At 65.2% G+C, this 10,982-nt stretch carries 12 protein-coding genes and 1 other RNA gene; 4 read left to right on the forward strand and 9 right to left on the reverse strand.

Translation table 11 applies throughout. The annotated features are described in order from the left end of the window. Positions 1-11: 11 nt before the first annotated feature. The 4 genes from ABIB35_RS17350 to ABIB35_RS17365 are packed head-to-tail and all read right to left on the reverse strand — an operon-like array spanning position 12 to position 3,913. Positions 12-1,637, reverse strand: coding sequence for an AMP-binding protein (locus tag ABIB35_RS17350; RefSeq protein WP_354182981.1), 1,626 nt, complete (start codon positions 1,635-1,637; stop codon positions 12-14). Positions 1,638-1,671: 34 nt separating this feature from the next. Next, positions 1,672-2,541 carry an acyl-CoA thioesterase gene (locus ABIB35_RS17355; RefSeq protein ID WP_354182982.1) on the reverse strand — a complete coding sequence of 290 codons (870 nt, stop codon included), beginning with the start codon at positions 2,539-2,541 and terminating at the stop codon, positions 1,672-1,674. Further along, positions 2,538-3,008: a cupin domain-containing protein gene (locus ABIB35_RS17360; RefSeq protein ID WP_354182993.1), complete on the reverse strand. Its 471-nt coding sequence runs from the start codon at positions 3,006-3,008 to the stop codon at positions 2,538-2,540. The genes ABIB35_RS17355 and ABIB35_RS17360 overlap by 4 nt, the downstream gene beginning before the upstream one ends. Before the next feature lie 53 nt (positions 3,009-3,061). Continuing rightward, positions 3,062-3,913, reverse strand: a complete 852-nt coding sequence (locus tag ABIB35_RS17365) for a fumarylacetoacetate hydrolase family protein (RefSeq protein ID WP_354182983.1) — start codon at positions 3,911-3,913, stop codon at positions 3,062-3,064. Between the two features lie 155 nt (positions 3,914-4,068). On the opposite strand from ABIB35_RS17365, the gene ABIB35_RS17370 reads away from it, so the two are divergent. After that, positions 4,069-4,470 (forward strand): RidA family protein, encoded by a 402-nt coding sequence (locus ABIB35_RS17370; RefSeq protein WP_354182984.1) that lies wholly within the window; start codon positions 4,069-4,071, stop codon positions 4,468-4,470. A gap of 23 nt (positions 4,471-4,493) precedes the next feature. Here ABIB35_RS17370 and ABIB35_RS17375 read toward each other — a convergent pair whose 3' ends face one another. Together ABIB35_RS17375 and ABIB35_RS17380 are read right to left on the reverse strand one after the other, a co-directional pair. Then, entirely contained in the window at positions 4,494-5,360 is an 867-nt protein-coding gene (locus ABIB35_RS17375) for a PaaX family transcriptional regulator (RefSeq protein WP_354182985.1), read from the reverse strand. Positions 5,361-5,410: 50 nt separating this feature from the next. Beyond that, positions 5,411-6,076: a nucleoside/nucleotide kinase family protein gene (locus ABIB35_RS17380; RefSeq protein WP_354182986.1), complete on the reverse strand. Its 666-nt coding sequence runs from the start codon at positions 6,074-6,076 to the stop codon at positions 5,411-5,413. Positions 6,077-6,202: 126 nt separating this feature from the next. Between ABIB35_RS17380 and ssrA the strand changes: the two genes are divergently transcribed. Together ssrA and ABIB35_RS17390 are read left to right on the forward strand one after the other, a co-directional pair. Continuing rightward, positions 6,203-6,572: a transfer-messenger RNA gene (gene ssrA, locus ABIB35_RS17385) on the forward strand. A gap of 215 nt (positions 6,573-6,787) precedes the next feature. Next, complete coding sequence (locus ABIB35_RS17390; RefSeq protein WP_354182987.1) at positions 6,788-7,075, forward strand: hypothetical protein; 288 nt, start codon at positions 6,788-6,790, stop codon at positions 7,073-7,075. 69 nt (positions 7,076-7,144) lie between these two features. Here ABIB35_RS17390 and galK read toward each other — a convergent pair whose 3' ends face one another. Both galK and galT read right to left on the reverse strand, forming a co-directional pair. After that, positions 7,145-8,302: a galactokinase gene (galK, locus tag ABIB35_RS17395; protein WP_354182988.1), complete on the reverse strand. Its 1,158-nt coding sequence runs from the start codon at positions 8,300-8,302 to the stop codon at positions 7,145-7,147. Then, on the reverse strand, positions 8,299-9,423 hold the full coding sequence (galT, locus tag ABIB35_RS17400) for a galactose-1-phosphate uridylyltransferase (RefSeq protein WP_354182989.1): 1,125 nt from the start codon (positions 9,421-9,423) through the stop codon (positions 8,299-8,301). Before galT ends, galK begins: the two co-directional genes overlap by 4 nt. Positions 9,424-9,807: 384 nt before the next feature. On the opposite strand from galT, the gene ABIB35_RS17405 reads away from it, so the two are divergent. Then, the gene (locus ABIB35_RS17405) at positions 9,808-10,029 is read left to right on the forward strand and encodes an Rv3202a family protein (protein WP_354182990.1); all 222 of its coding nucleotides are present in this window, start codon (positions 9,808-9,810) and stop codon (positions 10,027-10,029) included. Here ABIB35_RS17405 and ABIB35_RS17410 read toward each other — a convergent pair. Continuing rightward, positions 10,026-10,817, reverse strand: coding sequence for a hypothetical protein (locus ABIB35_RS17410; protein WP_354182991.1), 792 nt, complete (start codon positions 10,815-10,817; stop codon positions 10,026-10,028). The genes ABIB35_RS17405 and ABIB35_RS17410 overlap by 4 nt on opposite strands. Positions 10,818-10,982 lie beyond the last annotated feature (165 nt).

Below are 10,982 nucleotides of genomic sequence, written 5' to 3' on the forward strand. Positions count from 1 at the left end.
CCGGCGTGGATCTAAGCCTGGGCGGCTGTGAAGCCTTCACGGAGCTTGAAATGCTGGAGTTTTCCGCTGGGGTTGCGGGGGAGTTCGGTGACAAAATTGATGGCGCGGGGATATTTGTAGGGCGCGATGGTCGCCTTGACGAAGTCCTGCAGCTCGCGGATTTTGGCGTCGTCGGCCGGTACCTCGTCCCGCAGGACCACAAAGGCGCAGACAACGGAGCCGCGGTCGGGATCGGGCCGGCCAATCACGGCGTTCTCCACCACATCAGGGTGCTGGTTCAGGGCTGCCTCAACCTCCGGAGCGCCAATGTTGTACCCCGAGGAGACGATCATGTCGTCCGACCTGGCCTGGTAGAAGAAGTAGCCGTCAGCGTCCATCAGGAAGGTGTCCCCGGTGACGTTCCAGCCGTTCACCACATAGTTGGCCTGCCGCGGGTCATCCAGATACCGGCAGCCGGTGGGGCCAATGACGGCCAGGCGCCCTACCTGCCCGGGGTCAAGTTCCTCGTCATTGTTGCCGAGGATGGCGGCCCGGAAACCCGGGATGGCCCTGCCGGTGGCCCCGGGGCGGATGTCCGGGCCCGCTGCGGAGATAAAGACGTGCAGCATTTCCGTGGAACCGATGCCGTTGACCAGTTCCAGCCCGGTGGCGTCCTTCACCTCCCGCCAGGTTGATTCGGGCAGGTGCTCCCCGGCGGAAACGGCAATGCGCAGCGGGGACAGCAGCTGCCCCAGCCCTTCCTTGATGATGGCGCGATATGCCGTGGGCGCCGTGAACAGGATGGTGGCGCCGGCCTTCCGGCTCAACACGGCGAGTTCAGCCGGAGTGGTCCGTTCGGTCAACAGCGTGCTGGCGCCAAAGCGTAGGGGAAAGACCACCAGTCCGCCCAGGCCAAAAGTGAAGGCCAGCGGAGGGGAGCCCGCAAAGACATCCTGGGGTTCGGGCTTCAGGATGTGGCGGGCAAAGGTGTCCGCGTTGGCGAGGATGTCGCGGTGGAAATGGATGGTGACCTTCGGCGTGCCGGTGGTGCCGGACGTCGGGCCCAGGAGGGCGACGTCGTCGGCTGCCGTCTGCACATTGGCGAACTCACCCGACTTCGCCGCCGCGAGCACGGTCAGGTCCTTGTCGCCGCTGCCGCCCACCGCCATCACGGGCAGATCGCCGGCGGCTGTAAGCATGTCAGCCAGGAACCGGTGATCGCACAGCACGGCGGCGGGGCGGGTCAGATCCACGAGCGTCCGGATCTCTCCGGAACGCAGCGCGGGCATGGTGGTCACCACCACGGCTCCGGTCTTGAGGACGCCTAGCCAGCAGGCAACCAGCCACGGGTTGTTTGGTGCGCGGAGCATCACCCGGTTTCCCGGCACAATGCCAAGGTCCTCGGTCAGGACCCGGGCCACCTGGTTGGAGCGCTCCAGCAGCAGGGCGTAGCTCCACTCGGTGCCGTCCGGCGCCAGCAGCGCTGTCCGATTTCCGCCGTGAACGGCAATCGTGTGGTCCAGGAGTGCTTCAGCGGCATTAAGGCGGTCCGGATACTGCAGCTCGGGGAGGGAAAATTCGAGGACCGGCCACTGGTCCCTGGGAGGAAGGTGGTCGCGGGTATAGGTGTCCTGGTGTGCCGAGGGGGAGAGGTCCATGGTGTCTCTTTCCATGCGTGAAGCTCGGGTGGGGTCAGGCGCGGGGACCGCGGATCATGCCTTCCTGGGCCACTGTGGCCAGGAGTTTTCCGGTGCGGCTGAAGAACCGGCCGGTGGCAAGTCCCCGGTTGTCCTGCGAAGAGACGGCATCCTGGGCATAGAGCACCCAGTCGTCCACGCGTCCGTCGCGGTGGAACCACATGGAGTGGTCCAGGCTGGCGGTGGCCAGCCCGGGAGTTGACCAGGCAAGGCCGTGGACCCGCAGCAGCGGCTCCAGGATGGTGTAGTCGCAGACGTACGCCAATGCCGCCCGCTGGATCGCCGGATCGTCGGGAAGTGCGGAAAAGGCCTTGATCCAGACGGCCTGCTGGGGCTGGCTGTTCCCGTCGTGTGCCAGGTACAGGGGGCCCGGGACGTGGCGCATGTCAAAGCTGCGGCCGGCGGACCAGTACCGGGCGTCGTCGGCGTCGTTGCCGGCCAGGACCTCCGCCGCGCTCGCCAGGGATTCCGGATTAAGACCCGTGTGCTCTTGGGGCATCTCCGGGTTGTAGGACGGACCCTCTTCCGGAACGTGGAAGGAGCCGAGGGCAGCATAGACGGGCTTGCCGTTCTGGAAGCCGCGCACCTGGCGGGTGGAGTAGCCGCGGCCGTCCCGCAGCAGTTCCACCTCATAGCGCACCTCAATGCCCATATCCACCGGCCGCAGGAAATAGCTGTGCATCGAGTGCAGCCGCCGGTCCCCGGCCGCCGAGTGCATCATCGCCAGCGCCCCCTGCGCCACCATGTCCCCGCCGTAGGCCTTGGGCCACGGCACGTACTGCGGAACCGCACTATACGCCTGGTCAAAGACCTCGGCTTCCGTCTGCTTGAGCTCTATGGCCTGCAGGAAGATGTCCGAGTTCATGCCCTGCGGTATCCGTTCAGAGTTGCGTCGGGGACATCGTCAAGGTTGACCACAATGTTCTCGGGCGTACGGGCTGTGAGCCAGACCAGCTCTTCGGTCACTGACATGTTGGCTTCCACATGGGGCATGAACGGGGGCACGAACACCCAGTCGCCGGCCTTCATGTCCAAGTATTGCCCGTAGTCCTCGCCGAAGTAGATGCGTCCTTCGCCGCGAAGCACGTACCCACCGGTTTCGGCTTCCCCGTGGTGGTGCGGCAGCGAACGGTAGCCGGGAACATTGGACACCTGGCCAAACCAGATCTTGGTGGCGGGGGTGTGCTGGATGCTGACGCCTGACACGCGGACGCAGTCTCCGGACTGGGCGGTGTTTGTATCTTCGGCTCCGGCCCGCGTCACCACGGGCACAACCTGCCCGTCCGGTCCGGCGTAGACGGAGTTGTCTCCCTCGGTGCTGTACTCGATCATGATGTCCTTTCCTGGCAGCGCACTGCCGATGGTGGGTCCTGCTGTTCCGAAACTCATGCCGTAACCGTGGCCCGGATCCGGTTTTCCAACCGGCCGATGCCGCCCACCTCGGTGGTGAGTACATCGCCGTCGGACAGGTAACGCGGCGGTTTCATGCCCATGCCCACGCCGCCGGGAGTGCCGGTCAGCACTATGTCGCCGGGGCGCAGGACGGTGAAGGTGGAAATGTAGGACAGCAGGGTTGCGGCACTGAAAACAAGAGTGGAGGTGTTGCCGTGCTGCATGCGCTCGCCGTTGAGGTAGCAGCTGACCTCCACGCCGGCCTCTGGGTCCAGCTCGTCCGCGGTGACCAGGACAGGGCCCAGCGGTGTGCTGGAGTCAAAGGCCTTGCCCTGGAACCACTGCAGTGTGCGGTTCTGCCAATCCCGCATGGAGATGTCATTGGCCGCCGTGTATCCGGCGATTCCCGCGGCTGCCTCTGCTGCGTCCGCCCGGCTGAGCCGGGAACCAACGACGACGGCGACCTCGGCTTCCCAATCCACGCTTTCGCTGGCCGTAATCTCCAGATCCGCGAAGGGGCCGGTGAGCGTGTCAGCGAATTTCGCAAACAGAGTGGGAAAGGACGGAAGCTCCCGGCCCATCTCCAGGATGTGGTCGCTGTAGTTCAAACCGCAGCAAATGACCTTGTTCGGATGGGGAAGGGGGTTGAGCACTTCTGCGTCGGCAGCGGACACCACCCGGGAGCCGGTCCCGGCACCGGCGGCCAGGGCCGCCGCCTTTTCCTGCCAGCCCTCGCTCCGGAGCAGGGCGCTGAGGTCCGGCGCTTCCAGCGGCAGGTAGTCTCCGTTGGGCAGTGCCACGGCCGCCGTGCTGCTGCCGTTGATCCTTACCGTTGCGAGTTTCATTCTCTCTCCGTGTCCCTGCAATCTCCGCAGGCTACGTAGGCTGCATATGTCGACTTTATGACTGGCGTCACGTACGCTCAATGTAGCACGGCTCACAGGGCTTGAATAGGGCTTTTTGGGCGCAGATAAACGCCCCGCTCAGGAGGAAAAACAGCATGGTTAATACGGTCATCAATCCCGCTTCGCTGCCCAAGCCGTCGGGCTATGCGCACGGCGTCCTTGCCGGGAACACCGTCTACCTTGGCGGCCAGACGGCGCTGGATGCGCAGATGCGCATTGTCGACGGCGGCGTGGTGGAACAGTTCCGGCAGGCTTTCGGCAACGTTCTGACCACCCTGGCCGAAGCCGGTGGAAGGCCTGAGGACCTGGTGTCAGTGACGATCTATCTCACTGACGTGGATGACTACCTGGCCCACGGGCGTGAAATCGGCAGGATCTGGCGGGACATGGCAGGTACTGAGTATCCCGCTATGGCTGGAATCGGCGTCAGCCGCCTGTGGCAGAAGGAAGCCGTCATTGAAATCCAGGGTGTTGCCGTGATTCAGGAACGTAGCTAGCCGGCCGGTTCCCCAACCGTCAGCTAGGACGTGCCGTGGATAATTGCCGCTGCGTGGCGTTCAGCCGGCGGCCCCAGTAGGGAGTGCAGCCGGGAGAACAGGTCATGTGCTTCCAGGGCCTTCCAGTCCTCGGGCAGCAGCTCCACCGGCAGTCCGGGGTCGAGGTACGGGAGCCGGCGCCACTCGGTCACCAGCGCCAGATGGTCTACAAAGGCGTGCGGGGCCTGGTCGGGAGCGCTGCAGTCTCCGGCCGTCCATTTATCCAGCAGCGGCTGCTGGTCACTAATGAAGCTGGCGTACTGGCTCTCCAAAGCGGGCAGGTCCCACCACCGGGCTACATTGGCCCGCATGTCGCTGCTGCCTACGTGATCGGCGGTGAAGAACTCCAGATATCCGCTCAGGCCGCGGTTCTCAAAATAGGACAGCACAGCTGCGCGGAGGTGCCCGGGGGCAATCCACAGCCCGGGGGTTACAGCGCCGAATCCCATGTGGACCAGGGAGCTGCGGATCTTGTGGCGAACGCTGCGCTGAGATTCGGGAACGGTGAACGTAGCCAGCAGCCACGGATCTCCAAGCGCTGCCCGCCGGGGGTGGAAAATCCGCTCATCGCCTTCCTGGAACGTAGCGTCCAGTCCGGCGGCCAGGGCGTACCCGTTGCGGCCCTGTACCGTGGTGCTGTCCAGGACGCCGCGCTTCTTGAGCCTGGAGATGGACGAACGGACGCCGGCAGGTCCCACCCCGGCGTCCTGCAGCAGCCGGATGATGGTCGCCACCGGTATTCCTCCGCCCGGAGTGCGGGCGTATAAGCCAAAGAGGGTAATGATCAACTGATGGTGCCGAGGTGCTGCGGTGTCCTGCTCTGCCGCCGCCGAAGGCCCTTCTGTGATCATTCCGCCATGCTACAGCGCTGCCGGCCGCCCTTTTAACGCACGTCGGCGGCTCATCCTTTAGCCCGGAGGGAATCCATCCTGATGCGGACGTCGGCCCGGTTGGCCTGGCTGATAATCAGCCGGGCATTCGCCTCGTCGCTGCCCAGCGCCCAGGCCCGGGCCTCGTCCGGGGTTTTGCCGAATTCCGCATGCCGGCGGATCAGCCGCTCACGGCGTACGGCATCATCGACGTCGAGGTACCACACCTCGTCCATCACGGCCCGGGCGCGCGGCCAGTGGCCCTGCTCCAGCAGCAGATAGTTGCCCTCCGTGATGACCAGCGGCACTGAGGCTCCCACGGGCAGGGCGGATCCGATCGGTTCCTCCACCTCGCGCCGGAAGTCGGGCGCGTAGATCTCCGGTTCCTCCTCCGACTGGGCTCGCAGGCGCCGCAGCAGCGCCGCGTATCCGCCGTCGTCGAACGTGTCCGGCGCACCTTTTTGCTGCTGCCGTCCCAGCTCCTTCAGGACACTGTTGGCCAGATGGAATCCGTCCATGGGCACCAGGGCGGCCGTGTCCGGGCCAAGTGCTTCCACCAGGAGCCGGGCAACAGTGGATTTTCCGGCCCCGGGGGCTCCGGTGATACCCAGGATTCGACGTGATCCGGGGCAGACAAGCGAACGCGCCCGGTCAAGCAGGTCCGCCATGCCTGCCGGGTGGGTGCCAAAGGAGTCCATGGGGACCATTCTTACCCACGGATCTCTGCGCGGAGCAAGCTTCCGGGCAGGGAATGATCTTTGGCGGACAGTCGTTATTATGTGTGGACGCCGGGAACGGCGGCCGGTTGGTTGGCAACTGAATATGGGGATGATCGGTTTCGACGATGTCTGTTGAGTCAGGGGAAGCGGGCCGAGAACGCAGAGTTATCTCGTAAACGCTCTCTGCAAAAAAATAAGTGCCAAACCTATGCGCACTGACTTCGCTCTCGCTGCCTAAGCAGCCGGAGTAGTCCGTCAGCCCGGAGTCGCTCTCGCTCCGGATCCTGGCGTCGTTTAGAGGGCCACTGCCGAACACTTTCGCCGTCTGGGTGTTCGGGACTTTTGGACGGCTGGGCCCGGATCAGCCACTTGTCTGCAGGATGGCTGGGGCCGAGAAAATCCGACGCAGACTGCGCCCGGAGAAGTCCTGGCAATACAACATCGGACGGGGGTTCGATTCCCCCCATCTCCACCGAAAGATTCAGAGAGTGTCTTCATAACTCTCATGAACCGCATGATGATTGACCGGTATGTTTCGAGGACCTGCCCCTCCCGGAGGGGCAGGTCCTCGGCGCTTCCCGGGTTCGCCAGATCTTCACTGCACATCCGGACGGGCGTGCATCCAAAAAGGAGGGTAAAGAGTATTACAGAGGCAATACGGGCCGGAGCGACGCTACCGATGCGGCCCACTTGGCGAGGGGCCGCGAACTTGCCGAACGGCTGGCTTCCGAGCTGGGGAATGGCTTTTCGATCGCAACCGATGGAACAGATCAGGGGGACACGGTGCTGATCAGCAGCGAAGAGCCTGCCCTGAACCCCCACGCGGAAGAAGCTTTCACCAGGAGGATCAATGAGGAAGCAGCCGAGGCAGCGCGGCTAAGCGGTGAAGGGCTGCTGAAAGCCTATGCGCCGATTTCCAAGCAGGTCTTTACGGCCAAGTCACGTTGGACCAACGAGCACAGAGATGTCCCACGCTGACGAGTGCCTGGAAACGGCGACTGGTACGCAGAGAACCTGGACGTCGCCGTCCGCTTCCGGAACGCCCGTCTAGCCTTCCATGCGGCCGGCTCCGGACGCGGGAAGCACACTGAACACTGCGGGTGCGGCATAACCGGCTGCAGCAAACGCGCCGGTCACCGCCGCAGTGACGGAGTCGACGTCGTCGTTGTTGACCAGTGCGATGGCCGAACCGCCAAAGCCGCCTCCGGTCATCCGGGCGCCCAGCGCGCCCGCTCCCAGAGCAGTGTCCACCGCCAGATCCAGTTCCGGGCAGGAGATGTCAAAGTCATCGCGCATGGACGCGTGGCTCTGGTTCAGCAGCGGACCGAGCTTGCCCGGACCGTCCGTGCGCAGGATCTCGACGGCGGCCAGCACCCGGGCATTTTCCGTCACCACATGCCTGACCCGGCGGAACGTTTCCTCGTCCAGGATGCCTTCGGCTGCAGCAAGGTCGTTGACGGTCAGGTTCCGCAGTGCGGCCACGTCCAGAGCTTTGGCGCCCTGTTCACAGGAGGCGCGCCGGGAGGCATAACCGCCGCTGGAATGTTCGTGGCTGACCCGGGTATCAATCACCAGCAGCGTCAGCCCGCTGCCGGCCAGATCCAGCGGCACCAGCTGCGCTGTTTGGCTGCGGCAGTCCAGGAAGACGGCGTGGCCTTCCTCGCCCAGCAGGGATGCGGACTGGTCCATGATCCCGGTGGGTGCGCCCACCATGAGGTTTTCTGCGCGCTGGCCCAGGACAGCAAGCTCCGGGCCCGTGAGCCCGGCCTCGGAGAGATCGTTGGCCATCACGGCCACTGCGCATTCCAGGGCGGCCGAGGAAGAGAGCCCGGCCCCTACCGGCACATCGGAATCGAGGTAGAGATCCAGTCCGGGAACACCGGTGCCCCGGTCTTCGAAGGCCCACAGCACGCCCAGGGGATATGCTGCCCAGCCCTGGACGCTGCCGGCGCTCAAGCTGTTCAGATCGGCGCTTGCCAGACTGCCCTCACCGAATGCCGAGTACACCCTGGCCGTCCGGTCCCGGCGCGGGGCGGCGGCCACCAGCGTCGAACGGTTGATGGCGAAGGGCAGTACAAAGCCGTCGTTGTAGTCGGTGTGTTCGCCAATCAGGTTCACCCGTCCGGGAGCGGACCAGATACCTGCCGGCTCCCGGCCAAAGCGGGCGGTGAAGGCGGCGGACAGTTCGGGGGCGGAGAGGGTCATGACGGGGCCTTTCCGAGAGCGGCGGGAACGGCGGCACGCAGGTTTGCTGCCACCTGTTCGGGGATGGTGTCGTTGATGAAGGCGCCCATCGCGGCTTCCGAGCCGGCCAGGAATTTGAGCTTGTCCTCGGCACGGCGCGGAGAGGTGAGCTGCAGGTGCAGCCGGCTGGCCGGACGGAAGCGTGCATCCAGCGGCGCCTGGTGCCACGCGGCAATGTAGGGAGTGGGAGTGGAATACAGTCCGTCCACGCGGCTCAGCAGGTCAAGATAGACGGCCGTCAGGTCATCGCGTTCCTCGTCCCGGAGTTCAGCAAGGTCCGCGACCTGCCGGTGCGGCACCAGATGGACTTCCAGCGGCCAGCGGGCGGCGAAGGGTACAAAGGCACTGAAGTGTTCGCCCTCCAGGATCATCCGTTCTCCGGAACTGCGCTCCGCCTCCAGCGCCGCACCCACCAGGGTCTGCCGGTGATCGGACGCTTCGTAGTAGGCAGCCGCCTGCTGCGCCATGACTGCGGAACGGGGCGGAATAAACGGATAGGCGTAGATCTGGCCGTGCGGATGCAGCAGGGTGACGCCGATGTCCTCGCCGCGGTTTTCGAAGCAGAACACCTGCCGGATTCCCTCCATTGCCGACAGCGCAGCGGTGCGCTGGGCCCAGGCATCCACCACGGTCCGTGCCCGGCTCGGGGAGAGCGAGCCAAAGGAGCCCTGATGCGCGGAATCGAAGGCCACCACTTCGCAGCGCCCGTACGCCGGCGCCGTCGTGCCCCATGACGGGTCCGCGGGCAGCGGGCCCAGGTCCGGGCCAAAGGAGGGGAAGCGGTTTTCGAAGACCACTACCTCGTAGTCCTCGGCCGGGATTTCGGAGGCGCGCGACGGCGATGAGGGACATAGCGGGCACTGGTCGACGGGCGGCAAATGGGTACGGGACTGCCGGTGGGCGGCTACTGCGATCCACTCGCCGGTCAACGCGTCGAAGCGGGCGGTGCCGTTTCCCGGCCGGGCCGGAAGGCCTCGGCTGTCCGTCGGGGCGGACTGGCGCCGCCGGGCGGTCTCAGCGGAGGCATCAAAATAGATGAGCTCCCGGCCGTCGGAAAGCCGGGTGCTGGTGTGGACTGTCATGAATTCCTTACAAGGGACTTATCCGGGAACGATGCTGCGCCGGTCATGGTGCCGCCGCCGGAGCTGTGGCTCCAATGGTGGACTCGCGAACAATCAGCTCAGTGGGAAGGATTGTGGCTGCCGGGCTGAGGCGGTGGCCCCGGGTCTCTTGATGGCCCGGGCTGCCGGCGGCACATCTCATCCGGGATGTTGTGCATGTCACGGAGAAAGACTATCCCACGGACTTCACGCCTTGACTGTGCCGGCTTCGAGGTCCCCGCGGAAGCGCTGAAGGAGGAACCGCAGGATCACGGCACACCCCTCCACGGAAGCGCTAAGCAGGCCTAGAATCTAAGGGTGTCAACGATGGTTGTGAAGCCCCGCTTTCAGGCAAAGGAGAACGCGATGTCCGCCGCAGATGACCGCCCGGCCGTACCCACCGAGAACGAAGCCGATGCCTTGGATCAGCAGACGCCCGCTGTTCCCGAGGCACAGGAGGACACCGGAATCCAGGACCCCGTGGGCGCCCACGGGGATCCGCTGCGGACTGACGGTTCCGAGGCAGACCGGCTGGAGCAGAGCGTGGACAGCGGGGTGCCGCCCGAAGAGGACGAGTATCCCCGTTAGGCTGCCCGTGCGGCCTCAGCCGCCGTCGATCCGTGGGGACTCACGCCGAGGCCGGCTCTGGTGTGCGCTTTAAGGTCCGCGACCGTCTGATCCGGGAGCTCGATGATGCCGCGCAGCGACCCGCGCAGGCTGCGGTAGGCCGCGTCCACTTCGGATGGTGTGGCTGCTCCGTCAAGGATGATGTTCAGGGCCTGCCGGGCGGTGGCGAGCTTGCTGCGTTCGGCCGCACTGAGTTTGGACTGCCCGCAGCGGCGGGCGTATCTTTCGGCTGTCACGAAGGCAGTCTCAAACCGGTTAACAGCGCTGAAGAGCCTGGACGTTTCGGCCGGTCCGCGGCCCAAATCCAGGGCTTGTGCCTCCGCGGCGCGGAGGCCCTGCATGGCGACAATGACGTCGCGGATCACCGGGTCCGTGTAATCAGTCATCACCGGGTAGTCGATCATCAGGGCAACGTCCGTTTCATAACGTGACCACCGCACCAGGAGCTCGTCCCGGCGCTGGTACAGCCGCCGCCAGGACTCGGCCTGCGCCGCCGCGTCGTGGCGCCGGCTTCGAGCGCGCCGCGAGGTACGCACTCCAAAGAACACCAGCACCAACGCCCCGATGAACAACGACGGCGTGAGGAAGGCGGCCATGAAAGTCCACGGCGAGGGATCGCCGTCGTCACCGTACACCGCCATTTGGACAAGCTGCACGGCGCCGTAAACCAGCATGGCCAGCAGGCCCGTCGCGAAGGCTGTAAAAATCAGCGCTGCCACCGCGAGTCTCTTCGCCACTCTCTTCAGCATGGCGCCAGCTTACCGAAGGTGAGGCCTGCAATCACAGGGGTGCGGCCTAACTCACGTACCGCTCGGGGGGGGGGGGTGCCTCTATGGTTTTCGTCAAGCGACTGAGGGCAGGTTCTTTGGTGCCGGGTCTGCGTAGAGGGTGCCGTCACGGAGCATGGCGAAGAG

Source organism: Arthrobacter sp. UYP6, assembly GCF_040547315.1.
Classification (GTDB): Bacteria; Actinomycetota; Actinomycetes; order Actinomycetales; family Micrococcaceae; genus Arthrobacter_B.

Coding starts and splice junctions, on each gene's coding strand:
- ABIB35_RS17350 (WP_354182981.1), bottom strand. CDS start 1,637: ATGGACCTCTCCCCCTCGGCACACCAGGACACCTATACCCGCGACCAC.
- ABIB35_RS17355 (WP_354182982.1), bottom strand. CDS start 2,541: ATGAACTCGGACATCTTCCTGCAGGCCATAGAGCTCAAGCAGACGGAA.
- ABIB35_RS17360 (WP_354182993.1), bottom strand. CDS start 3,008: ATGATCGAGTACAGCACCGAGGGAGACAACTCCGTCTACGCCGGACCG.
- ABIB35_RS17365 (WP_354182983.1), bottom strand. CDS start 3,913: ATGAAACTCGCAACGGTAAGGATCAACGGCAGCAGCACGGCGGCCGTG.
- ABIB35_RS17370 (WP_354182984.1), top strand. CDS start 4,069: ATGGTTAATACGGTCATCAATCCCGCTTCGCTGCCCAAGCCGTCGGGC.
- ABIB35_RS17375 (WP_354182985.1), bottom strand. CDS start 5,360: ATGATCACAGAAGGGCCTTCGGCGGCGGCAGAGCAGGACACCGCAGCA.
- ABIB35_RS17380 (WP_354182986.1), bottom strand. CDS start 6,076: ATGGACTCCTTTGGCACCCACCCGGCAGGCATGGCGGACCTGCTTGAC.
- galK (WP_354182988.1), bottom strand. CDS start 8,302: ATGACCCTCTCCGCCCCCGAACTGTCCGCCGCCTTCACCGCCCGCTTT.
- galT (WP_354182989.1), bottom strand. CDS start 9,423: ATGACAGTCCACACCAGCACCCGGCTTTCCGACGGCCGGGAGCTCATC.
- ABIB35_RS17405 (WP_354182990.1), top strand. CDS start 9,808: ATGTCCGCCGCAGATGACCGCCCGGCCGTACCCACCGAGAACGAAGCC.
- ABIB35_RS17410 (WP_354182991.1), bottom strand. CDS start 10,817: ATGCTGAAGAGAGTGGCGAAGAGACTCGCGGTGGCAGCGCTGATTTTT.